Here is a 22,692-nt window from a genome sequence, read left to right on the forward strand (position 1 = left end):
GGTCTTTCGGTCTTCGGTCTTCGTCGGGGGTTAGTAGATGAGACAGATAGCGCGCCGCGTGGCGGTGCTGTGTTCCGCTCTGTTCGCGGTGGTCGCCGTGACACCCGGGCAGGCGCAGGCGGTGGAGGCGCGGCCGGTGCCGGTCACGGCCAGCGACAAGTACGCGCTCAAGTCCGTGGGCGCCGACGGCCTTTACGTGTCGGTGGAGGTCGACGCGGCCGGCGACCGGCAGGCCATGCTGCGGGCGCGCAAGGCCGCGGCCACGCTCGATGAGCTGACCTCCCAGGAGAAGTTCACGCTGCACACCGACGACAAGGGGTGGACCGCCACCCTGCGCTCGGAGGCGAACGGGAACTACGTCACGACCGAGCGGAACTTCACCTCCACCCACAAGAACCTGCTCCGGGCGCGGGGCACGACCGTCGGTGAGTGGGAGAAGATCCAGCTCGAGAAGCAGACGGACGACACGTACGCCCTGAAGGCCTGGACGAACGACGGCTACAAGTACGTGACCGCCGAGGTGCTGGACCCCGGAACCGATGACGGCCTGCTGCGGGCGCGGGGGGACTCGGTCGGCTCCTGGCAGAGGTTCCAGCTCGTCCCCCTGGGCGAGGAGAACGCGAGTGACGCGGGGTCCCGACCCGCTCCCGTCTCCCCCGCTCCGGCGGCCGACTTCCGCGTGATGACGTGGAACCTCTGCGCGAACAGCAACTCCACCTGCGTCAACCACCGGGTGGAGGGCGCCGCCCTGGGCGACCAGATCGCCGCACGGATGGGCACCGTGACGGAGGCGAAGCAGTACCGTGCCGTGTTCCTCCAGGAGATCTGCGAGTCGCACGCCAAGGCCATCGAGACGAAGCTGGAGGCGAAGACGGGGACCGGATGGGACGTACGCTTCGCCCCCATCAAGTACACCGTCGACAAGTCGTCCGTGAAGGCCGCGAAGACGTGCGACCTCGCCGGTTCGAAGGAGACCGGCTGGAGGGACCGCGGCTCCTACGGCATCGGTCTCGCGGTGCCGGACTCCAACGTCTGGTACACGTCGTACGACCTGCCCTCGCCGCAGAACAAGACCATCGGCACCGAGTGGGTGCGCATGGAACAGCGGACCGCGATCTGCGCCGTCCTCCCGGCCCAGGCCCTGCAGTTCTGCTCGGCCCACTTCAGCGCGGGCCTGCCCGAGGACGACGCGGACGGCTCGAAGCGCGAGGAACAGGCCGCGAAGCTCCAGGAGATCGTCCACGCGTACACCCAGCCCGGCTACCGGACCGTCTACGGCGGCGACCTCAACTCCATCCCGCCGGACTCCGCCTCGCCGGACACCCCCAACGACCTCATGACGTCCGCCTACGCGGCGGACAAGGAGTGCGACGAGGGGCTGTCGAGCACGCGGCCGCGTGACGGTCGGTCCACGAAGCCGTTGGGCAGCCGCAGCATCAAGATCGACTACCTGTTCGGCCCGTCCGCCGGGACCGTCGTGTCGTGCGACGTGACGGCCGACGCGGGCCTGTCGGACCACTACCCGGTCAAGGCGCAGTTCCGCTTCTGAGCGGGGTGGGGACGGACTCCAGCCGCTACTCCGACTCCGGCTCGACCTCGTCGCCCGACGGGGCCTGGGACTTCGTGTGGAGGATGGCGCGGGCCTGCTCCGCCGCGCGGACGCTGCTCTCGGCGACGTAGTCGAGGAAGCGGGCGACGTTCTCCAGGCGGACGCCGGCCGGGGTGCCGGAGCCGAGGACGCCGACGCCCTGCCGCGCGGTCTCGACGATCTGCGCGATGGACCGGGCGCTGGCGATCATCGACTGGTACCAGATGTCGTCGTCGACCACGTACCGCTCACGGCGGCGTTCGTCGCGCTCCCGGCGGACGAAGCTCTGACTCTCCAGGAACGAGATCGCCTTGGAGATGGACGCCGGGCTGACCTGGAGCCGCTGGACCAGCTCGGCCGCGGTGAGGCTGCCGCTGTCGGTGAGGGTGAGGGTGGCCATCACCCGGGACATCATCGTGGGCATGCCCGAGCCCATGAGGACGGCGGTGAGCGTCTCCTCGTACGCACCCACCGCCTCGGCGTCGCGCCCGTGGGCCTGCGGGAGCGCCTCCGCCCCCCGGGACGTGGCCGACGGCTTCCGCCGGTGGGCGCGGCGCTCGGTGGCGCGGTGGGCCGACTCGGCCCGGTAGGCGGTGGGGCCGCCGTTCCGCATGACCTCGCGCGTGACCGTCGAGGTCGGGCGGTCGAGTCGCCTGGCGATCTCCGCGTAGGCGAGGCCGTCGGCCAGTCCCAGCGCGATCTGCTGGCGTTCCTGCTGGGTGAGTCTGCCTCCCGGCATCGCGGTCTCTCCTTCACGTGCCCTGCTGCGCCTTGACGCGTACAGCATAGCGTTCACCTGCATTCCATTGCAACGCACCCTCGCTTGACGTTGCGTTACTTTCACGACCGTTGCAACGAAATTGCGCCGTTGACCTGCAATAACAACGATCTAGCGCAACGAACTCATTGCCGGATCCTCGAACGCAACGTAGCTTTTCCTTCATCGGAAACAGCGGGCCGACGGAGCGCCCGCTACAGAAGAAGGAGAGCACCATGCAGAAGTTCGACACCCCCGCCGCCATCGTCGCCGTCCTCGACATCCCCGCCGGGCGCATCCAGTTCATCGCCGCCGACCGCGCCGACACCACCGTCGAGGTCCTGCCCGCCGACGCCTCCAAGAGCCGTGACGTGAAGGCGGCCGAGGCGATCACGGTCGCGTACGCCGACGGTGTCCTGCGGATCGAGGCCCCGGAGGCCACGAACCGGGTCCTCGGTAACTCCGGGTCCGTCGAGATCACCGTCCAGCTGCCCACCGGCTCCCGCGTCGAGGCGAAGTCGGCCGCCGCCGAACTCCGCGTCGTCGGACGCCTCGGCGACATCGCCTTCGAGGGCGCGTACCGCGAGATCAAGATCGACGAGGCCGCGAGCGTCCGCCTGACCGCGATCGACGGTGACGTCGAGGTCGGCCGGCTGGGCGGCTCCGCGGAGATCAGCACCGCGAGGGGCGACATCCGGATCGCCGAGGCCGTGAGCGGCGCGGTCGTGCTCCGCACGCAGTCCGGCGCGATCCAGGTCGACGCCGCCCGCGGTGTCTCTGCCTCCCTGGACGCCGGCACCACCTACGGCCGGGTCCACAACGCCCTCCAGAACACCGAAGGCGCCGCTGCCGGCCTGAACATCCACGCGACCACCGAGCACGGCGACATCACGGCGCGCAGCCTCTGATCCACGCAGCTCCTGACCACGCAGCCGCTGCCCCGCGCGCAGCTCCTGACCACGCACCACGCACCACGGCACCACGCAGCCCTTCACCCCGCCCGCCCCGCGCGGCGCCCGGCCACCACCCGACCCACACACGAGGGCGGCGCACCCCGACACCACGTCGGAGTACGCCGCCCTCTCCGGCGTCCGGGATCACCCCTGGGCCACCAGCCGCACCGCGAGCACCACGATCAGCCCGCTCGACGCGAGGGCCGTGCCCAGCCTCCCCCGCGCCCCCGTCAAGGTCCGGCCGAGGAGGGTGCCGCCAAGGGCGAGGAGCAACTGCCAGCTCGCGGAGGCGGCGAGGGCCGCGAGGACGAAGGCGGTGCGGTCGGGCAGACCGTCGGGGGCCGAGGGCCCCGTGGCGAGGACGAGGGCGGCGAAGTAGACCACCGTCATGGGGTTGAGGATCGTGATGCCCAGGAAGGTGAGGAACGCACGGCCCGGGGTGAGGGCGGTCCCGTCGTCGCGGGAGGCGAGCCCGCCCTCCCGGTACGCGGCGAGCGCCACCCACGCGGCCCGGACGGCGAGCACCGCGAGCACCACGGCGGAGGCCCAGCGGAGCGGGGTCGTCACGGGAGCGAGTACGGGGACGAGCGCGGAGCCGCCCGCGACGGCGAGGAGCGCGTACACCCCGTCCGCCGTGGCGACGCCGAGGGCCGCGCCTGCGCCCGTACGCCAGTCGGTACGGGCCGTGACGGCCACGAGGTAGGCGCCGACGGCGCCGACCGGGATCGCGATGCCGTAGCCGGCCAGCAGGCCGGCCACCACCGCGGCGGTCACGCGGCGGCGGTGATCGCGCCTCCGGGGGAGCCGGGCTGCTGCTGTCGCCGGTAGGTGGAGCCGTCCTTCGTACGGGCGAGGAAGCCGCCGATCACGAGATACCGGCGGAGGGCCGAGAAGTCCTCATGGACGGTCAACAGGGCCTGGTTGACCTCGGGCTCGCGATAGTCCCGGCCGGCCTCGAAGAGCGTCGCGGCGAGATGCGCGAGCAGCGCCTCACGACGGGCGGGCTTGCGCGGGATCGCCTTGAGCCGCCCGTCGGCGGAGAAGAGATCGGCGACGGGACGGGGGCGCTCCGCGAGGGGGCGGGAGGGCGCCGCGGCGGGGCGGGAGGCCTCCGCGGCGGGGCCGGAAGCCTCCGCGGCGGGTCGGGAGGGCGCCGCGGCAGGGCGGGAGGCCTCCGCGGCGGAACCGGAAGGATGATGACTGGTCATGGCGGTGAAGCCTGACGGCGACCGCCTTGCCCCGCAATGGGTTTTCCCTGCTTTCGGCTCGGGCCGTCACTTCGGCTCGGGCCGCACCATCACGTTCACCGCCTCCGTCACGGTCGGCACCACCGTCCGCGAACCCTCGCGTTCGAAGATCGACCGCCCCTTCTCCATGAAGGCGCGGAAGTCGTCCTCGGACTCCCAGAAGTCCACGACCCGCCACCCCCCGCTCTCGTCCGGCCCGGCCGCGTGGGCGATGAACCCGGCCGGCGGGAACCACTCGGCGGCCACGAGCAGCCGCGTGGTCTCCTCGTACTGCTCCTGGGTACCGCCGGGGATCTCGATGGTGACGATGACGGGCATGAGGGCTGCTCCTGTACGTGACATGGGGCGCGGGGTACGGGGGATCCCGACCAGCACACCAGCGGGCACGTCACCCCGCACGGCGACGAAGCCCGAACGGGCGGGCGCCCCGCGGCCTCCACCGAACGGCGTAAGGGCGATTGAGCCGTACGCGCCATGATCAATACCCTGGCGCCCGACGCGTGACCTCGCGTCTCTTCGGACACGGACAACGAAGGCGAGCGACGCCCAGTGAGAATCCCGATGTTGAGGCGCGTGTCCTGGTTCGCGGCGACGAGCGCGCTGCTGACCGTACTGGGCGCGGCCCCGGTCGGCGCCGCCGACGTATGGCAGAAGGTGGGCGGTGACGCCCGCGGCGGTGTCAGCGGCCTGGCGTTCGAGGGCCGTACCGGCGACGGCACCGGGGTCCACGCGCTGATGGTGCACGACAACAAGCGGACCGGGCAGCAGCGCCTGTCCCGGATCACCCACGGGGCGGCGGGCTCGGACACCGTCACCCCGCTCACGTGGGACGGCGCGGAGCCCGTCGACCTGGAGGCGATCGAAGCGGTGCCTGGGATGCCGGGCGAGTACCTGGCGCTGGCCGCGCGCGGCATCGTCTACCGCCTGCACGTCAGCGGCTCGACAGCCACGGTCGTCGACTACACGCCGCTTCCGGCGATCGGTGAGGGCGACGACTTCGAGAGCTTCGCGCTCGTGGCCCGGAACGGGAAGCTCGCGGCGCTGTGGGCGGACCGGGGCGCGGGCGCGGACCGCCCGGCGACGCTGTACGCGGCGCCGCTGACGTTCGCCCCGTGGGGCCAGCCGCAGTTCGGCGGCGTGACGCGCAAGACGTACCGGGCGGCGTACCCGACCGACGGCGCGACGCGTCACATCTCCGACATCTCGGTGACCGACTCGGGTCGGCTGCTGGTGAGTTCGGCGGCGGACGCGGGGGACGACGGCCCGTTCGACTCGGCGGTGAGCGACGCGGGCCGGGTGACGGTCTCGGATTCGGGCCGGGTACGGGTCACCCTGACCGGCTCGCCGACTGTCCTTGAGACGCTCCCCGGGTTCAAGGTCGAGGCGGTGGAGTGCGTGCCCGGCTCCCCCGAGGCCCTCCTCGGCACGGACGACGAGAACGCGGGGGGTTACGTACGGACAATGCGGTTCTGCGGGCCGTAACCCTGCCGCTACCCTGGTTCACCCCAATGGTGACGGACACGCCAACACCGCCGCGCACGTCGAACGAGCCATTCGCATCAGTCTCCTCGAACGCTGACCGACAGCCCACCGGCATCAGAGCCCCGGCATCCCGCGCGCAACCGCGGCCCGGGGCATTCCGGCCGGCCGACGCGACGACGGCCCCCGCCGTGTGGGGCAGGGGCCGGGAGGTCGTCGGAGGGGTCAGAGCGACTGCGCCCGCGCGAACGCGGTGAACGCGGCCCAGGCGGCGGGGGTGGTGGTCAGCTCACCCTGGGCGTGATCCTTGGTGTCGCGGACATGGACGAGGGGCAGGTTGCTGGCAACCTCGATGCAGGCGTCGTTGTCGTTGCCGCTGTACGTGCTCTTGTGCCAGTTCGGGGCGGTGTCAGTCATCGTGTTCCTTCGCGATAGCACGCATCAGTTCGAGGGACGCCCGGACGCCCGAAGCACCCTGTTGCAACAGATCATAGACACGCTGAAATCGCATCACCTCTGCTGGATCCTCGGTGTAGTTGCCCGTACTGAACCCCTCGGTGTACGCCCCTCGCTCCCCCTTGGGGAGCGTGAGGAGAGCGACGGAGCCGGCCACGGGCGTCCCTCTCATCGGCAGCACCTGAATGTTCACGTTGGGCCGTTCGCACATGGTGAGCAGATGCTCGATCTGCTCCCGCATGACCTGACCGCCGCCGATGTCACGGCGCAGGCTCGCCTCGTCGAGCACGATCATCATCCAGGGCGGATCAGGCTGCTCCAGTACGGCCTGGCGTTCCAGTCGCCGTCGTACGTAGTCACCGATCTGGGCCGAGTCGCCCGCGAGACCCGCTTCCATGGCCGCGCGGGCGTAGCCGGCCGTCTGGAGCAGGCCGGGCACGACGAGGGAGAACTCGTGGATGGCGGTGGCTTCGAGCTGCCGCCGCATGTAGGTCTTCGCGTAGTCGCGCACGTTCTGCTCGGTCAGGATCCTCACGAGGTGCACGAGAGAACCGGCCGGAAGGTGCAGGACGATCTCCAGCTTCCGCGCCAGATCCCGGTCCGGCGGGTCCTCGCCCCGTTCGATCTCGGAGATCCTGCTCCCGCTGCTGAAGACCTTCGCCGCCACGTACGCCTGCGTCCACTCACGCCCGAGTGCCAAGCGCGCCTCGCGGACCATGTTTCCGAGGTACTGCTCGATGCTGTCCCCGGGGTCCAGATCCTTCGCTCCTGGCATATGCCACGTTCCTCACCTGCGCCAGAGAACCCAACTCCTGGTGAGAGTAGGGCGGCAGGCGTCATCGTGGAGGCGTCCCGGAGGAGATCCATCAGAAAGAGAGCCCTCCATGCGTACCACCACCAACTCACCCCCCACCCGCCCCGTCTCCGAGCCCGAGGCCGCCCGGGTCTTCCGGGACCTGAAGGCCGCCATGGACACGGCCGGCCTCCCCACGAGCGGCCTCTACCGGGACGTCACGCACGGCCCGGAAGGTGACGTGCACCGGTACGGGCTCGGCATCGTCAGCCTCGGCGGAGCCAAGCGCCTCACCGCCCTCCTGAACGCCACCCGGCCCACCCCGTGAGGTACCGCGTCGGCGACGTCGTGACGGACGCGCAACGCGCCCTCACCGGCCAAGTGACGGGCGTGCACGGGAACCTGCTGACTCTGGTGCGGCCCAGCGGATACCTCTGGGAGGCGGCGATGGACCAGTGCTGGACGGCGAGCCCGACGGAACGCGAGGCCCTGACCCCGCGCGGAGCCGTACGCGTCATCAGCACGTCACCGCCACCCGTACGGCCCTCTCCCTGATCGCGGCGGCCATGGGCACGCTGGGCACGGCCCTCTGGCTCCGGGCCCCGTAAGGGGAAGGCGCGGCCGAGAGCCGGCTCGTCACACGGACACGAGCCGGATCCGGGCGCCGCACAGTCGGGTCATGTCGTCGATGTCCGAGGTCAACATGACCACGGGGCGCCGCTGGCGCAGGGCAGCCTGTGCCACGGCCGCGTCGATGGCGTACTTGTGACCATGGAGACCCACCTCCAGCAGCAGGGTTGAAGCCGCCTTCGCCTCCTCGTCGCCTACCGGGACCACGCGCAGACCGGACAGCACCCAGCTCAGCCGAGCCTTGTTCGTACGGGCATGGACCGCCTCGATGATGGTGAGCGCGCAGATCACGACCTCCATGCCTCGGGAACGTGCCTCCATGACCAGTGCGACCACGGTTTCGTCGTCGTCGAGCAGCTTGGACAGTCCTTCGCTGTCAAGGACGAGCGTGCCCTCGTGACTCAGCTTGCGGCGGGCCACTGGCCTTCTTCCGCGAACACCTCGTCGAAGATTTGCCGGGCATCCTGCCGCGCCCGTTCGGAGACGGAGCCCTTGCGGCGCTCGTAATCCGCCAGGTACTCGTCGAGCACCTGGCCCCGAAGCTCCCGCTCGACGGCCCCGGCGATGAACGCGGAGAACTCGCGCTTGCCTACCCGGGCACGGATCGCCTCCGCCGTCCCCTCGGGCAGGGAGAGGCTGACACGCGTCGCCGGGCCTTCACCGATGGTGTACGTCGTCTCGGACATGCACCCAGTATGTCAAACGAGTAGGAAAAAGGAAGCGGCAGCTCGACCACAATGGGTCCCCCTCGCCCGGCGTGCCCGCGAGCTGCTGGGTGCGGCGGCAGAGGGCAGGGCCCTGGGGTGGTCACCTCTTCTGGGCTTCTGGTGGGACCGCCCTCTTTCCGAGAGTCGCTCCTTCCGGCGGCGCGTCAAGGGCGCTCCTTCGTCGCGTCGGCTTCGCCGATTCCGCTTCGCTCCACCCTTGACCCACCACCTCCAGGAGCGAAAGACCTCTCGGAGGGCGGTCCGGGGGCCGGGGTCACGCCGGGGACCGCGCGTGCCCGGGGCCGGAGGGCGGCTGGCGGGCCGGTGGGCGGGAGGAGGCCGGGCATCGCTCCGGCCGGCCCTTCTCGCGCGGCGGGGCGGGTGGGGGCTCGGCTTGTGGCGGGGGACGGTGGGCGCAGTTCGGTGTGTTCGGGGTGCGCAGTAGTTGAATGGGGCGGACCGGCGGCGCTTAGCGAGTCCCCGTCGGTCCTCTTGCTGGGCTTCAGGCACCGCTGGTCACTCCCGGTGGGGGGAGAGGGCTATAACTCCGCCCTACTGGCGGTAACAGGTCCAGAGATCTAACCCAAAGGGGGTGAATCACCCTTCTCGGGCTGGCGAAGTGCACGTTGTCCACCGATCACCACCGCTCCACCCCCACCGGGGGCGCTTGTGGGCGGACCGAGGCGCGATCCGGCGCCTCGGTCCGCCATGTCGACGTGCCCTGGCGTCGTCCCTCTCAGCGGAAGTCCGCCGCGTGGTCCGCCGCCCACTCCCGGAAGGTTCGGGCCGGGGTGCCCGTGATGCGCTCCACCTCGTCGTTGACCGGCTCCGGGTTGTCGAGCATCTTCGCCTGGGCCGGCAGCACGGCCTCCACCAGTTCTGCCGGCCAGCCTGCCGCCTTCATCTGCTCGGCGGCCTCGTCCAGTCCGATCTCCTCGAACCGCACCGGCCGCCCGATCGCCTCTCCGATCAGCGCCACCTGCCTTTCCTGGGTGACCAGTTCGGGACCCGTGAGCAGGGGACGGGCGCCGAGTAGCGCGTCGGTCGTCAGCGCCTGGACGGCGACCGCAGCGATGTCCGCCTCGTGGATCAGCGGGCGGGCCAGCCTCGCCATCGGCGCCCGTACCGCACCGGTGGTGCGGACCTCCTCCGCCCAGCCCAGCGTGTTGCTCGCGAACCCGGTGGGCCGCAGCGCCGTCCACTCCAGGCCCGACGCCTCGACCAGCCGCTCCAGCTCCGTGTGGAACATGGTGATCGCCTCGCCGGGCTCCTCCTCCCCGCTCCCCACCCCGGCCGACGACAGGTACACCACCCGCCGGGCGTGCTTCCCGATCGCGTCGATCACGTCCGACGCGCCCTCGGCGCTCAGGAACGGCCACACCAGGAAGACCGCGTCGACGCCCTCCAGCGCCGTACCCACCGACGCGGGATCCCCCAGATCTCCGCGTACCGCCTGCACACCCTCCGGGAAGTCCGCCTCCCCTCGCACCAGCGCCCGCACGGGCACGCCCGCCGCGTGCAGTTGCGTCACGACCGCGCCGCCGACCCTTCCGGTCGCGCCGGCCACCAGAATCCTGGGCTGTGTCATCGGAACTCCTCTTCTCGCCGTTCGATGACACGACCCTCGTACATCAACCAAGGTTGGGGTCAAGCAACTTTCAGCCCGGGGCTGTTGAACACGGAGCCCCCGTGCGACCCATCCCCCCACCGGCAATGACCAGCGGGGCCTGAAGCCCTCCACGCGACCAACGCAAGACGCCGAGCCCTGCCCGGCCGCCCCATACAACTCCGCGCACCCCGAACCGGCGGAGACGGTCTCACCCGCCCCCACCGCGAACCCAGCCCCCACCCACCGACCCGCCAGACGCTCACCGGCCCCGGACCCTGCCCTGGCCCCCGTGGCCCCGCCCCCGGCCGCCCTCCGAGTGTGAAAAGGCGGCCTCCGCCGCCGGGTCAAGGGTGGGCGCAGCCCATCGGCGCAGCCGACTTGCCCTTGACGCGGTGGTGGAGGCCGCCACACTCGGAAAGAGGGCGGCCGCACCAGAAACTCGCCTGCTCCCCCACTCTGTTGAGCCTTCCCGAGCCTTACCCCGGTACGCAGGTGGCTAGGCTGCGGAGTGATCGCGACTGCTCTCGGCACGCGGCAACCTTCGGGTGAGAGGTGGGCGGGTGTCGGACAGCGAGGCGCCCCGCGGCGGGCCGACGGCCGTGACAGCCGTTCGGAACTCGGTCTTCCTGGGTGTGTACCTCGCCGTGGCAGCCCATCCCAAGGTGCCTTTCACCGTTGTCGAACTGGCAGTCCGTGGGATCACCGCCGGCGCGGCTGCGACGCGTTGGGTACTGGAGGTCGGGAAGCCGTCCCTGGACGGCTTCACCCTGGCCGACAAGCTCATCGATCCCGGTGATCGGGAAGACCAGCTCGTCGGCCTGTGGCAGGCCTATCGAAGCGGCGAGGTCGACGCGGCGGCTCTCGAGACCCGACTGGCGGAGATCGTCACAGCCATGGAGAAGTGGCCGTCGGTCCCCAAGGAGCTGGCGGCGGACTTCTCAGGCCGCCATGGCTGAGTACTGAGTCCAGGTCGGGATCGGTGAGTCCCAGCCTCGAGCAGGTCGACCATCCGAGCCGAACGGTGTCAAGGCGAGCCGCACCCCGGTCACTAGCGGACAGAAACAACCCGGTCGGGCCGACCGTTTGGGGCGATGGTCACTTCGTGGACCGCGCCTGCCTGGGTGGTCATGCGAATGCGGTCGGGAGCCGTCCACACGGTCTCGCTGAGCGCATTGTCTTCGGCGTCGCCGTTGAAGCACCCGACACTCCAACGGCGTTCCAGCGGTGCGTTCCCCTGGTCGACGTAGACGCACCAAACCGGATCAAGAGAGCCGCTCCGCGTCACCACAAGCAGCTGGCGGTCGCCGCGACCGGGAGCCGACTCAGTCCTCACCTCCTCGTCCGAGCTACCGAACATCGCGGAGGCAAGGCCGGCGAGAAGCAACGTCGGGGCGCCGACGACGAGCGACATGGTGACCAGGGGCACGCGCAGCGAGGATTTCGGCGGCCCCAAAAGGATCGCGCCGGTCAGCGCGGCCAGGGCGAGCCACCCCAGCAGAAGGACATACTCGCGGAGCTCGAGCAGCAGGACCAGCGAGCCCTCGCCTCCCGACTCAAGTCCGATCAAGGCCGTAGCACCGAGGACGACTGACACCGTCAGCAGCAGGAAGGCCGACGGTCTGCGATACCGCGTGAAGTTCATGATCCCCCGACCGATGTGGATCACGCAGCATAAGAGGGAAGGCGCGGCAGAGGCCAGAGCCGATGGGCATGGGTCACAGCCACTCGTTGATGCCTGCGATGAGGACAGTCGCCTCAGAGCGGACGGCGAGCTTGTCGCAGCGAAAGAGGGCGGCCGCACCAGAAACTCGCCTGCTCTCCGGCCCTGTTGAGCCCTCCCGTCACCCACACGAGCGATCTTCACTCAACGTGACTGGTTGGACGCAAGCAGGGCGGTACGTTCACGCAAAACGGCCCCCGCCGACGGCTGCGAACCGTCGGCGGGGGCCTGGACCACCAATGGAGTGCAGCCACAGTGATCTACCGCAACTTTATCTCGCCCTCCCGCGCCTTCACCCAGCTCTCGCACGAGATCATCCGGCACCCTCGGCTCAGTTCCGACGCCGTACGTCTCCTGACCTGGCAGCTCTCCCTCCCCCAGGGCGCACGCGAACCGCTCTCCCGAACTGCCGAACGTGCCCGGATCGGGTCATGCGCGTTCACCCGCGCCAAGCGGCAGCTCAAGGAGGAGGGGTTCGTACACGAGCGGCGGGTCCAGGGTGCCGGGGGCCAGTGGGTGACCCAACAGCTCGTCTCCAGCTCCCCGTTGTCCGCCGCCGAGGCCGCGAAGCTCCTTGCGGGAATCCCCGTGGCCGTACGCGCGGACCCGGCGTCTCCGCAGGTCGCACCGAGTCCCCGAAAGCGGGCGGCCGGTCAGCAGACCGCCGGTGCGCCGGTGACCCCGCCGACCGGCCGTCATCCAGAAGAAGACCGTGGGGGAAACACCTCCAACCTTCCGGGGGCGGGGGTGGGAGCGCGGGTGGAAGCGGAGGCGGAGCCCGAGTCGACCGAGTCGATCGACGAACCCACCACGCCCGCCACGGCTACCGCACCCGCCACGGCCCCCGAAAGCGCGCCCCCCACCTCCCCCCACACCGAAGAGGCCCGCGCGCTCATCGGCGCGCTGCCTCTCCTCTCCTCCGCCCTCCGTCGGATCCCGCCCGGCATGCGCGACGAGCTGACCCTCCTCGCCGCACGCTGGCTCGACGCCGGACACACCTCCCCGGACGTCCACGAACACATCCTCCGAGGCCTGCCGGGCGCCGGAACTCCCGTACACCGCCCCGGTGGTCTCGTCCGCTACCTGCTCCGGCACGTACCGCCCCGCGCCCTGCCGCCCGAACCCGCCGCGTCCCCCAACCGGCTCTCCGCCCGGCTCGAAGGCGCCCGTGAGTGCTCCGGCGACCACACCCAGCCCATGCTGTTCCGACCGGTCGCGGACGAGACGCTGTGCGCCGGATGCGCTGGATCCGGCGCGCCGACCGGCTGCTAGGCGCCCGGGCCAGGAGCCGGCGTCGGCGTCGGCACCTCAAGGACGAAGAAGAGGAAGCAGGTCTTGGTCGACAGAGCGTGGAAGTCCTCGGGGGGAAACAGCTCGCGGGCGGCCGGGTCGGGCTGCGGTTCGCTGATGACGGTCAGGCGGAAACCGGCGGCGGTGAAGGCGTCGGTCATCGCGTGCAGGGGCTTGCGCCAGAACTTCATCGGGAAGGACTGGCCTTTGAACGTCCAGTCGAAGGTGTAGCTGGTGGTCGCGGAGTAGTCGGGCCGGGGCTCGTGGATCGTGTAGGCCACGAAGGGGTGGTCCACCGACGCGATCAGCCGGCCGCCGGGCCTGAGCACCCGCCGCATCTCGGCCAGCGTCGGCCCCCAGTCCTCCAGGTAGTGCAGCACCAGCGAGGCCATCACGTCGTCGAAGGCGCCGTCGGGGAACGGCAGGGGGTCACGGAGGTCGACCACGTGCAGGTCGGCGTCGTCACCCAGCCGCCGTCTCGCCAGCGTCAGCATCCCGGCGCTGGCGTCGATACCGGTGACGTCGGCGCCCCGGGCGCGCAGCGCGGCGGTCAGGGGGCCCGAACCGCATCCGGCGTCCAGGACCCGGCGCCCGGCCACGTCCCCGGCGAGGGCCAGCATCGCGGGCCGCTCGTAGTACGCGTTCACGAGGTTGTTCTCGTTCTCCGCCGCGTACGCCTCGGCGAAGCTGTCGTAGTCATTGGCCCGGGCGGGCTCGGCAGGCCGGGCGGGCCGGGCGGGGGCCTCGGATACGTCGGTCACTAAGTCTCGGTCCATCGCCGCAGCCTAGTGTTCGGGTTCGCTGGGAGGAGCTTGCTCAGGACCACGAGCTCTAGCGACGCCTGCGGGTCACCCCTGCTTGCGGGTCGCGGCCGTCACTTCGACGGTGGTGCCGTGGACGTCGCTCGCGACATCACGTATGTGTTCCCGATGTCGGGATCGCCGTAGAAGAAGAACAGCTTCAGCTCGTCGTGCTGATCGCGGTCCACGTAGAAGGTCCACGCGTATGTCGACGGGGACTCTGGGGGCGAGGTGCCCGTGGTCGTCGCGAGGGGGCGTCTCTCCGCTCGTGTCCGGGCTGTCAGCGAGAGCCGGACGACCTGGCCGCCGTCGTCGTCTCTCAGTTGCCAGGTTCCCGTACCGGAGAGACGCCAGCCTTCGTCGAAGTCGAAGTCCTGCCCGTCGAGCCTCTCGAGAAGTGCCGTTCCGTTCTCGCGAAGCACCACCCGGGTCCCCTCGACGTTCTCCCAGCCCCCGGCGACTTCGGCCGCCGTGATGTCGTGGAGCCCTGTTCCCTCGTAGTACTGAAAGGGCCCGGCGCACGCCGTCAGAACAGCCAGAACCGCCATCAAGACACCGGCGATCACCCCGCGCGCACGCAGCCTGCTTCCGCCCGCCACCAGGATCTCCCACCCTCAGCCCGCATCGACCGACCCGGAGGAGCGGGCCGTCGAGAGATACCTTGCCAGACCCGTTGAACGCGTTCAACTCTGCGTCTGGAGTGGTGGCGCGCACCACCCCCTCGGCCCGCGCTGCGGAATCGACCCCTCCCTGTACCTCCTCCGTAACAGAGCTCGGACGCAGGCTTGTCGATGGCGCCCGACGAGCAGACTCTGCTCGCCGGCGATGGCCGAGCCACGGCCTCGTACGGCCGACCACGGGGGAAACACACCATGAGCACTCGTCCAGAACGCCGGCGACGACACCTGCGCCCTCTACCACTACCCCCACGTCAAGCTCGGTGCCGACGCCCGGACCACCGTGCCCGTGATCTAAGGACAGCGACCCGGACCCCGGCAAGCCCGTCACGATCGCGCCGGGCAAGGAGGCGTACGCCGCTCTGCTCGTCAGCGGGGGCGCCAGGGACGAGTACGAGGCGCGGAGCATCACCCTCGCCCTCCAAGGCCGTACACCCGGCAGCCGCGCGGGCAAGCCGATCGACGTCCCCATGCCCGCGAACCCGCTGTACGCGGACGACGGCCAGCTCGTCACGTACTGGACGACCGCTTCCGGTCTCGCCCTGGACTTCATCATGTCCAAGTGACGGACGACGTCCCGTCGACGGGACCGGACCGGCCGTGGGTCAGCGGTAGATGAGTAGTTCGGATTCTGTCGCGCCTCGGAGGTCGTAGCGCGTGCGGACCAGGGGGCGGCCCGCGTAGATGCGGATCAGGGTCGACGCGTCGCCCTCGTAGGTCGCCGCCGGGCGGCCCTCCGTCTCGTTGCCCAGGGCCACCGGGGTCGGCTCGCGGTCGGTCAGGACGCCGACCAGACGCGGGGTCTCCCGTGTGCGGCTCGTCACCGCGAGGAGCGGGAGCGCCAGGTCCAGGCTCGGGCCGCAGTACGCGCCCGGTTCCCCGAACGCCTCCCGTACGTCTCCGGCGTGGACCCACTCGCCGAGCGCGACGGCGTCGAGCCGCCCGTCCTCGCGCCCGGCGATGACCGGCCCGGCCTCCGTCAGGCCGCGTTCCAGCTCGTCGAGGATCCGGCCGAGCGGCCAGTCCTCCCGTTCGGCCACGTCGCACGCGTTCGCCTCCGGCAGGAACACGCCCTCCTCCAGGCGGTCCTCGACGATCCGTACGAGCGCCGCCCCGCAGTGGGCGACGACCTGCCGGACCGTCCAGCCGGGGCAGGCGGTGCGGAGCTCGTACGCCTCCTCCGGTGTGCGGCGCAGGAGCGGCATCAGGGCGTCCCGTTCCGTCCGGAGGAGGCGGTCCGGGAGCCAGGGGTCGCGTTCCATCAGTAGCGGTAGTGGTCCGGCTTGTACGGGCCCTCGACCGGCACCCCGATGTACGACGCCTGCTCGGGGCGCAGGGTCGTCAGCCGGACACCGAGAGCGTCCAGGTGCAGGCGTGCCACCTTCTCGTCCAGGTGCTTCGGAAGGACGTAGACGTCCGTCGGGTACTGCTCCGGCTTCGTGAACAGTTCTATCTGCGCCAGCGTCTGGTCCGCGAAGGAGTTCGACATCACGAAGGATGGGTGGCCCGTCGCGTTGCCCAGGTTGAGGAGGCGGCCCTCCGACAGGACGATGACGACCTTGCCGTCCTCGAACGTCCACGTGTGGACCTGCGGCTTGACCTCGTCCTTCACGATCCCGGGGATCCTCGCCAGGCCGGCCATGTCGATCTCGTTGTCGAAGTGGCCGATGTTGCCGACGATCGCCTGGTGCTTCATGCGCGCGATGTCGGACGCCATGATGATGTCCTTGTTGCCCGTGGTCGTGATGAAGATGTCCGCCGTCTCCACCACGTCGTCCAGGGTGGCGACCTGGAAGCCGTCCATCGCCGCCTGGAGCGCGCAGATCGGGTCGATCTCGGTGACGATCACCCGGGCGCCCTGGCCGCGCAGCGACTCCGCCGAGCCCTTGCCGACGTCGCCGTAGCCGCAGACCACGGCCGTCTTGCCGCCGATGAGGACATCCGTCGCGCGGTTGATGCCGTCGATGAGGGAGTGGCGGCAGCCGTACTTGTTGTCGAACTTCGACTTCGTCACGGCGTCGTTCACGTTGATCGCCGGGAAGAGCAGCGCGCCCTCGCGGTGCATCTCGTACAGGCGGTGCACGCCCGTCGTCGTCTCCTCCGTGACGCCACGGATGCCGGCGGCGATCGTCGACCAGTCCAGGGTGGTGTTCCTCAGGAGTTCCAGGATGACGCGGAACTCGTCGTTGTCCGCCGTCGACGGGTCCGGGACCTCGCCCGCCTTCTGGTACTCCACACCCTTGTGGACGAGGACGGTCGCGTCACCGCCGTCGTCCAGGATCATGTTGGGACCGTCGGCGTTCGGCCAGGTCAGCGCCTGCTCCGTACACCACCAGTACTCTTCGAGGGTCTCGCCCTTCCAGGCGAAGACCGGGATCCCCGCGGCGGCGATCGCGGCGGCCGCGTGGTCCTGCGTCGAGTAGATGTTGCAGGACACCCAGCGCACCTCGGCGCCGAGCGCCACCAGCGTCTCGATGAGGACGGCCGTCTGCACCGTCATGTGGAGGGAGCCGGTGATACGAGCCCCGGCGAGCGGCCGGTCCGCCGCGTACTCCCTCCGGATCGACATCAGGCCCGGCATCTCGTGCTCGGCGAGGGTGATCTCCTTGCGGCCGAACTCGGCCAGCGAGATGTCCGCGACCTTGTAGTCGGTGAACTCAGGAGCCTCAGTGGACTCAGTGGACTCAGACATGTGCAACTCTCCTTGCGCTGAGGATGGTTCGGTGGATTTCTAGCGCCGCCGTCGACTTGTTCAACGTGATGTAGTGCAGGCCCGGCGCCCCCTCGTCGAGCAGCCGCAGGCCCATCGCCGTCGCGTGCTCGACGCCGATGCGGTACGCCGCCGCCGGGATGTCCTTCGCCGCCTCCAGGCGGTGCGCCAGGTCCTCGGGGAACGCCGCGTCGCTCAGCTCGGCGAAGCGGCGGATCTGGCGTACGTCCGTCGCCGGCATGATCTCCGGGATGATCGGGGTGTCACAGCCCGCCGCCGCGACCCGGTCCCGCAGGCGCAGGTAGTCCTCCGGGTCGAAGAACATCTGCGTGATCGCGTAGTCGGCGCCCGCCCGGCACTTCGCCACGAAGTGCGCGAGGTCGCCGGCAGGGCTCGCGGACCTCGGGTGGCCCTCCGGGAAGGCCGCCACCCCGATCCTGAAGTCGCCCAACGAGCGGACCAACTCGACCAGTTCGTACGCGTACGTGAAGCCCTGCGGGTGTCTGATCCACGCTCCCCGCGGATCGCCCGGCGGGTCGCCGCGCAGCACGAGGACGTCCCGTACCCCGGCGTCCGCGTACGCGCCGATGATGGCCCGCAGTTCCGCCACCGAGTGGCCGACCGCCGTCAGGTGGGCGACCGGGCGCAGGGTCGTCTCGGTCGCGATCCGCTTCGTCACCTCGATGGTCCGGTCGCGGGACGAGCCGCCCGCGCCGTACGTCACGGAGACGAAGTCCGGGGAGAGGGCTTCGACCCGGCGGATCGCCTCCCACAGGGTCCGCTCCCCGCGGTCGGTCTTCGGCGGGAAGAACTCGAACGAGTACGTGGGACTCATCGCCGCCCTCCCGCGTTGAAGTAGCTCGCCTCCGGGTGGTGGACGACGATCGCGTCCGTCGACTGCTCGGGGTGCAGCTGGTACTCCTCCGACAGCACGACCCCGATGCGCTCCGGGCGCAGGAGGGCGGCGATCTTCGCCCGGTCCTCCAGGTCGGGGCAGGCCGGGTAGCCGAGCGAGTAGCGGCAGCCCTGGTACTCGGTGCGGAGCATGCCCTCTAGGGCCGTCGGGTCGCCCTGGGCGATGCCCCAGTCGGCGCGGACGCGGGCGTGCCAGTACTCCGCCAGCGCTTCCGCCAACTGGACCGAGAGGCCGTGGAGTTCGAGGTAGTCCCGATAGGCGTCGGCCGCGAAGAGCCTCGCCGTCTCCTCTCCGATGCGGGAGCCGACCGTCACCACCTGGAGGGCGACGGCGTCGACCTCGCCGGAGTCCTCGGCGCGGTGGAAGTCGGCCAGGCAGAGGCGGCGGCCCCGCTGCTGGCGGGGGAAGGAGAAGCGGGTCCGCTCGCCTCCGTCCTCGTCCAGGACGATCAGGTCGTCGCCCTTGGACACACAGGGGAACCAGCCGTGGACCACAGCCGCTTCGACCAGGTTCTCGCGCTCGATCCGGTCGAGCAGCGCCCGCAGCCTCGGCCTGCCCTCCGTCTCGATCGTCGCGGGGTCCTTGAGGCCCCACTGGCCCTTGAAGAGGGCGTTCTCGTCGAGCCAGGGGGCGTATTCGGCGAGCGGGATGCCCGTCACGACCCTGGTCCCTAGGAAGGGGGGCTCGGGTACGGGGTTGTCGGTGGCCACGTCGGAGCGGCCGGCCGGTTCGGGCTCCCGTGCCACCTCCTCGACCACCGGCTGCCGGGCCACCCTGCGCTGCTTGAGCGGCGGGAGTACGGCTCCGGGGACGCCGCGCTTGACGCCCATGAGCGCGTCCATGAGGCGCAGGCCCTCGAAGGCGTCCCGGGCGTAGCGGACCTCGCCCCCGTACAGCTCGTGGAGGTCCTGCTCGACGTACGCCCTGGTGAGGGCCGCGCCGCCGAGGATCACGGGGAAGCGGGCGGCCAGGCCGCGGCCGTTCAGCTCCTCCAGGTTCTCCTTCATGATGACGGTGGATTTGACCAGCAGGCCCGACATGCCGATGACGTCGGCCCGGTGCTGTTCGGCCGCTTCGAGGATCGCGGAGACCGGCTGCTTGATGCCGATGTTGACGACGTTGTAGCCGTTGTTGGACAGGATGATGTCGACGAGGTTCTTGCCGATGTCGTGGACGTCGCCGCGGACCGTGGCGAGGACGATCGTGCCCTTGCCGTCCGCGTCCGTCTTCTCCATGTGCGGTTCCAGATGCGCCACGGCCGTCTTCATGACCTCGGCGGACTGGAGCACGAACGGCAGCTGCATCTGGCCCGAGCCGAACAGCTCGCCCACCGTCTTCATGCCGTCGAGCAGGATCTCGTTGACGATCTCCAGGGCCGGCCGGGCCGTCAGAGCCTCGTCGAGGTCCTTCTCCAGGCCGTTCTTCTCGCCGTCGACGATCCGGCGCTTCAACCGCTCGTCGAGCGGCAGCGCGAGCAGTTCCTCGGCCTTCCCCGCCTTCAGGGACTTCGCCGTGGCGCCCTCGAACATCTCCAGGAACCTCTGGAGCGGGTCGTAGCCCTCCCTGCGGCGGTCGTGGATCAGGTCGAGTGCCACCTCCACCTGCTCCTTCTCCAGGCGCGCTGTCGGGAGGATCTTGCTCGCGTGGACGATCGCCGAGTCCAGGCCCGCCTTCACGCACTCGTCGAGGAAGACCGAGTTGAGGACGATCCGCGCGGCCGGGTTCAGACCGAACGAGATGTTGGAGAGGCCGAGCGTCGTCTGCACGTCGGGGTGGCGCCGCTTCAGCTCGCGGATCGCCCCGATCGTGTGGACGCCGTCCTTCCGCGACTCCTCCTGGCCGGTGCAGATCGTGAACGTGAGGGTGTCGATCAGGATGTCCGACTCCCTGATCCCCCAGTTCCCCGTGAGGTCCGCGATGAGCCGCTCGGCCACCGCCACCTTGTGCTCGACGCTCCGGGCCTGGCCCTCCTCGTCGATCGTCAGCGCCATCAGCGCCGCGCCGTGCTCCTTCGCGAGGGCCGTGACCTGCGCGAACCGCGACTCGGGGCCGTCGCCGTCCTCGTAGTTGACGGAGTTGACCACCGCCCGGCCGCCCAGCTTCTCCAGGCCCGCCCGCAGGACCGGGACCTCGGTCGAGTCGAGGACGATCGGGAGCGTGGAGGAGGTCGCGAACCGGCCGGCCAGCTCCGCCATGTCGGCGACACCGTCCCGGCCCACGTAGTCCACGCACAGGTCGAGCAGGTGCGCGCCCTCGCGGATCTGGTCCCGCGCCATCTCGACGCAGTCGTCCCAGCGCCCGTCGAGCATCGCCTCACGGAACTTCTTCGAACCGTTGGCGTTGGTGCGCTCCCCGATCGCCAGGTACGCGGTGTCCTGCCGGAACGGCACATGGCTGTACAGGGAGGACGCGCCCGCCTCGGGCGTCGGCCGCCGGTCCAGGACGGCCGCGCCCCGGACCCGGTCCACGATCTGCCGCAGGTGCTCCGGGGTCGTACCGCAGCAGCCGCCGACCAGGGAGGGGCCGTAGTCCCGTACGAACGCCTCCTGGGCGTCGGCCAGTTCGGCCGGGGAGAGGGGGTAGTGGGCGCCGTCGGAGGTGAGGACCGGCAGACCCGCGTTCGGCATGACGGAGATCGGGATACGGGAGTGCCGTGACAGGTGCCGCAGGTGCTCGGCCATCTCCGCCGGGCCCGTGGCGCAGTTCAGGCCGATCATGTCGATGCCCAGCGGCTCCAGGGCGGTCAGGGCCGCCCCGATCTCCGTGCCGAGCAGCATCGTGCCCGTCGTCTCCACGGTGACCTGCACGATCACCGGGAGGTCCAGGCCGGCCCGGTCCAGGGCCCGGCGGGCGCCGATGACGGCCGCCTTCGTCTGGAGCAGGTCCTGCGAGGTCTCGATGAGCAGGGCGTCCGCGCCACCCCTGATCAGGCCCTCCGCGTTCTGCTGGAAGGCCTCGCGGAGCGGCTCGTACGTGACATGGCCCAGGGTCGGCAGCTTCGTACCGGGGCCCATGGAGCCGAGGACCCAGCGGGGGCGGCCGTCGGCGGCCGTGTGCGCGTCCGCCGTGGTGCGGGCGATCCGGGCGCCGGCCTCGGACAGCTCGTACACCTGGTTCTCGATGCCGTACTCGGCGAGCGCCGCCAGGTTCGCCCCGAAGGTGTTGGTCTCGACGCAGTCCACACCGACCGAGAAGTAGGCGTCGTGGACGGAGGCGACGATGTCGGGGCGCGTGAGGTTGAGGATCTCGTTGCAGCCCTCCAGGTTCCGGAAGTCGTCCATCGTCGGGTCGGCGGCCTGGAGCATCGTGCCCATCGCCCCGTCGGCCACCACGACCCGCGTCGCGAACTCCTCCCGCAGGGACCGCCGGGACACGCTCATGTCAGCCCCTTCAGATGCGTGACGAGGGTCGCCGTGCAGCCCACCCCGTATGTCGTCCTGATCCGGTCCAGGAGCGACTCCCGGTGCAGCCGGTACTCCTGCGTCCCCACGTAGTCGAGGACGGTCGCGGCGACCGCGCAGCCCAGCTGCGCCGCGCACCGCTCCGGCACGCCCCACAGCGTCCCGGCGAGGAACCCGGCCCTGAAGGCGTCACCGACGCCCGTCGGGTCGACGACGGCCGGGACCTCCACCGCCGGCACGGCCAGCGGCTCCCGGCCCTCGCCCCGGATGCGGACGCCCGCCTCGCCGTGGGTGGTGACCCAGGTGCCGACCCGGCGCAGCACCTCCGCCTCCGCCCAGCCGGACTTCTCCAGGAGCAGAGCCGTCTCGTACTCGTTGGTGAACAGGAACCGGGCCCCGTCCACCAGCTCCCGCACCTGCTGCCCGTCGAGCCGCGCCAGCTGCTGCGACGGATCGGCGGCGAAGGGAATCCCCAGGTCACGGCAGGTGCGGGTGTGCCGGAGCATCGCCTCGGGGTCGTCCGGGGAGACCAGGACGAGCTCCAGGCGGCCGGTGCGTGCGACGACGTCCCGCAGGTCGATCTCGCGCGCCTCGGCCATCGCCCCCGCGTAGAAGGTGGCGATCTGGTTCTGGGCCCGGTCGGTCGTACAGACGAACCGGGCGGTGTGGAGCGACTCGCTGACGCGCACCGAGTCGGTGTCCACACCGTGGTCCTTCAGCCAGACCCGGTACGGCTCGAAGTCGGCGCCGACCGCGCCCACGAGGGCGGGACGCAGACCGAGGACACCGAGTCCGAAGGCGATGTTCGCTGCCACTCCGCCGCGCCTGACCTCCAGGTTGTCGGCGAGGAACGACAGGGAGACCCGGTCGAGCCGGTCGGCGAGCAGCTGCTCGCTGAACCAGCCGGGGAAGGTCATCAGATGGTCGGTCGCGATGGATCCCGTGACAGCGATACGCAT

24 protein-coding genes are annotated in these 22,692 nt (G+C 70.5%); 7 read left to right on the top strand and 17 right to left on the bottom strand.

The window, feature by feature from the left end; all coding sequences use genetic code 11:
• Positions 1–37 precede the first annotated feature (37 nt).
• On the top strand, positions 38–1,549 hold the full coding sequence (locus ACIRB7_RS03985) for a hypothetical protein (RefSeq protein WP_403591898.1): 1,512 nt from the start codon (positions 38–40) through the stop codon (positions 1,547–1,549).
• A gap of 25 nt (positions 1,550–1,574) precedes the next feature.
• Here the strand turns inward: ACIRB7_RS03985 and ACIRB7_RS03990 are convergent, their stop codons facing one another.
• Complete coding sequence (locus ACIRB7_RS03990) at positions 1,575–2,327, bottom strand: helix-turn-helix domain-containing protein (RefSeq protein ID WP_403591901.1); 753 nt, start codon at positions 2,325–2,327, stop codon at positions 1,575–1,577.
• Between the two features lie 254 nt (positions 2,328–2,581).
• Between ACIRB7_RS03990 and ACIRB7_RS03995 the strand changes: the two genes are divergently transcribed.
• Positions 2,582–3,253, top strand: coding sequence for a DUF4097 family beta strand repeat-containing protein (locus tag ACIRB7_RS03995; protein ID WP_403591904.1), 672 nt, complete (start codon positions 2,582–2,584; stop codon positions 3,251–3,253).
• Between the two features lie 189 nt (positions 3,254–3,442).
• On the opposite strand, the gene ACIRB7_RS04000 is transcribed toward ACIRB7_RS03995, so the two are convergent.
• From ACIRB7_RS04000 to ACIRB7_RS04010, 3 genes are all read right to left on the bottom strand, one after another.
• Positions 3,443–4,072, bottom strand: coding sequence for a LysE family transporter (locus tag ACIRB7_RS04000; RefSeq protein WP_403591907.1), 630 nt, complete (start codon positions 4,070–4,072; stop codon positions 3,443–3,445).
• Positions 4,069–4,314 (bottom strand): DUF2087 domain-containing protein, encoded by a 246-nt coding sequence (locus ACIRB7_RS04005; RefSeq protein WP_403592499.1) that lies wholly within the window; start codon positions 4,312–4,314, stop codon positions 4,069–4,071. Before ACIRB7_RS04005 ends, ACIRB7_RS04000 begins: the two co-directional genes overlap by 4 nt.
• Positions 4,315–4,572: 258 nt before the next feature.
• Positions 4,573–4,863 carry an antibiotic biosynthesis monooxygenase gene (locus ACIRB7_RS04010; protein WP_403591910.1) on the bottom strand — a complete coding sequence of 97 codons (291 nt, stop codon included), beginning with the start codon at positions 4,861–4,863 and terminating at the stop codon, positions 4,573–4,575.
• Between the two features lie 255 nt (positions 4,864–5,118).
• Between ACIRB7_RS04010 and ACIRB7_RS04015 the strand changes: the two genes are divergently transcribed.
• Positions 5,119–6,027 (top strand): hypothetical protein, encoded by a 909-nt coding sequence (locus ACIRB7_RS04015; RefSeq protein ID WP_403591913.1) that lies wholly within the window; start codon positions 5,119–5,121, stop codon positions 6,025–6,027.
• Positions 6,028–6,249: 222 nt separating this feature from the next.
• Here ACIRB7_RS04015 and ACIRB7_RS04020 read toward each other — a convergent pair whose 3' ends face one another.
• Both ACIRB7_RS04020 and ACIRB7_RS04025 read right to left on the bottom strand, forming a co-directional pair.
• Positions 6,250–6,441 (bottom strand): DUF397 domain-containing protein, encoded by a 192-nt coding sequence (locus tag ACIRB7_RS04020; protein ID WP_403591916.1) that lies wholly within the window; start codon positions 6,439–6,441, stop codon positions 6,250–6,252.
• Entirely contained in the window at positions 6,434–7,255 is an 822-nt protein-coding gene (locus ACIRB7_RS04025) for a Scr1 family TA system antitoxin-like transcriptional regulator (protein WP_403591919.1), read from the bottom strand. Before ACIRB7_RS04025 ends, ACIRB7_RS04020 begins: the two co-directional genes overlap by 8 nt.
• Positions 7,256–7,364: 109 nt before the next feature.
• On the opposite strand from ACIRB7_RS04025, the gene ACIRB7_RS04030 reads away from it, so the two are divergent.
• Positions 7,365–7,601 carry a hypothetical protein gene (locus ACIRB7_RS04030; RefSeq protein ID WP_403591922.1) on the top strand — a complete coding sequence of 79 codons (237 nt, stop codon included), beginning with the start codon at positions 7,365–7,367 and terminating at the stop codon, positions 7,599–7,601.
• Between the two features lie 20 nt (positions 7,602–7,621).
• A complete protein-coding gene (locus ACIRB7_RS04035) occupies positions 7,622–7,828 on the top strand; it encodes a hypothetical protein (protein WP_403591925.1) in 207 nt (68 codons plus the stop codon).
• Between the two features lie 81 nt (positions 7,829–7,909).
• Here ACIRB7_RS04035 and ACIRB7_RS04040 read toward each other — a convergent pair whose 3' ends face one another.
• The 3 genes from ACIRB7_RS04040 to ACIRB7_RS04050 all read right to left on the bottom strand — a co-directional run bounded on the left by ACIRB7_RS04040 (position 7,910) and on the right by ACIRB7_RS04050 (position 10,198).
• On the bottom strand, positions 7,910–8,323 hold the full coding sequence (locus ACIRB7_RS04040; protein WP_403591928.1) for a DNA-binding protein: 414 nt from the start codon (positions 8,321–8,323) through the stop codon (positions 7,910–7,912).
• The gene (locus ACIRB7_RS04045; RefSeq protein ID WP_403591931.1) at positions 8,305–8,589 is read right to left on the bottom strand and encodes a hypothetical protein; all 285 of its coding nucleotides are present in this window, start codon (positions 8,587–8,589) and stop codon (positions 8,305–8,307) included. Before ACIRB7_RS04045 ends, ACIRB7_RS04040 begins: the two co-directional genes overlap by 19 nt.
• Positions 8,590–9,346: 757 nt before the next feature.
• Positions 9,347–10,198 (bottom strand): NAD(P)H-binding protein, encoded by an 852-nt coding sequence (locus ACIRB7_RS04050; RefSeq protein WP_403591934.1) that lies wholly within the window; start codon positions 10,196–10,198, stop codon positions 9,347–9,349.
• Positions 10,199–10,779: 581 nt separating this feature from the next.
• On the opposite strand from ACIRB7_RS04050, the gene ACIRB7_RS04055 reads away from it, so the two are divergent.
• The gene (locus ACIRB7_RS04055) at positions 10,780–11,175 is read left to right on the top strand and encodes a hypothetical protein (protein WP_403591937.1); all 396 of its coding nucleotides are present in this window, start codon (positions 10,780–10,782) and stop codon (positions 11,173–11,175) included.
• Positions 11,176–11,267: 92 nt separating this feature from the next.
• Here ACIRB7_RS04055 and ACIRB7_RS04060 read toward each other — a convergent pair whose 3' ends face one another.
• Positions 11,268–11,885 carry a hypothetical protein gene (locus ACIRB7_RS04060; protein ID WP_403591940.1) on the bottom strand — a complete coding sequence of 206 codons (618 nt, stop codon included), beginning with the start codon at positions 11,883–11,885 and terminating at the stop codon, positions 11,268–11,270.
• A 309-nt stretch (positions 11,886–12,194) separates the two neighbouring features.
• On the opposite strand from ACIRB7_RS04060, the gene ACIRB7_RS04065 reads away from it, so the two are divergent.
• Positions 12,195–13,211: a hypothetical protein gene (locus ACIRB7_RS04065; RefSeq protein ID WP_403591943.1), complete on the top strand. Its 1,017-nt coding sequence runs from the start codon at positions 12,195–12,197 to the stop codon at positions 13,209–13,211.
• On the opposite strand, the gene ACIRB7_RS04070 is transcribed toward ACIRB7_RS04065, so the two are convergent.
• From ACIRB7_RS04070 to ACIRB7_RS04100, 7 genes are all read right to left on the bottom strand, one after another.
• Entirely contained in the window at positions 13,208–14,005 is a 798-nt protein-coding gene (locus ACIRB7_RS04070) for a class I SAM-dependent methyltransferase (RefSeq protein WP_403591946.1), read from the bottom strand. The genes ACIRB7_RS04065 and ACIRB7_RS04070 overlap by 4 nt on opposite strands.
• Positions 14,006–14,103: 98 nt before the next feature.
• Positions 14,104–14,628, bottom strand: coding sequence for a hypothetical protein (locus ACIRB7_RS04075; protein ID WP_403591949.1), 525 nt, complete (start codon positions 14,626–14,628; stop codon positions 14,104–14,106).
• Positions 14,629–15,311: 683 nt separating this feature from the next.
• Positions 15,312–15,968 (bottom strand): maleylpyruvate isomerase family mycothiol-dependent enzyme, encoded by a 657-nt coding sequence (locus ACIRB7_RS04080; RefSeq protein WP_403591952.1) that lies wholly within the window; start codon positions 15,966–15,968, stop codon positions 15,312–15,314.
• The gene (gene ahcY, locus ACIRB7_RS04085) at positions 15,968–17,398 is read right to left on the bottom strand and encodes an adenosylhomocysteinase (RefSeq protein ID WP_403591955.1); all 1,431 of its coding nucleotides are present in this window, start codon (positions 17,396–17,398) and stop codon (positions 15,968–15,970) included. Before ahcY ends, ACIRB7_RS04080 begins: the two co-directional genes overlap by 1 nt.
• Positions 17,391–18,251, bottom strand: a complete 861-nt coding sequence (metF, locus tag ACIRB7_RS04090) for a methylenetetrahydrofolate reductase [NAD(P)H] (protein WP_403591958.1) — start codon at positions 18,249–18,251, stop codon at positions 17,391–17,393. Before metF ends, ahcY begins: the two co-directional genes overlap by 8 nt.
• On the bottom strand, positions 18,248–21,712 hold the full coding sequence (gene metH / locus ACIRB7_RS04095) for a methionine synthase (protein WP_403591961.1): 3,465 nt from the start codon (positions 21,710–21,712) through the stop codon (positions 18,248–18,250). The genes metF and metH overlap by 4 nt, the downstream gene beginning before the upstream one ends.
• Positions 21,709–22,692 (bottom strand): carbohydrate kinase family protein, encoded by a 984-nt coding sequence (locus ACIRB7_RS04100; RefSeq protein ID WP_403591964.1) that lies wholly within the window; start codon positions 22,690–22,692, stop codon positions 21,709–21,711. Before ACIRB7_RS04100 ends, metH begins: the two co-directional genes overlap by 4 nt.

It is taken from the genome of Streptomyces sp. NPDC093795 (assembly GCF_044764665.1).
Taxonomy (GTDB): Bacteria; Actinomycetota; Actinomycetes; order Streptomycetales; family Streptomycetaceae; genus Streptomyces.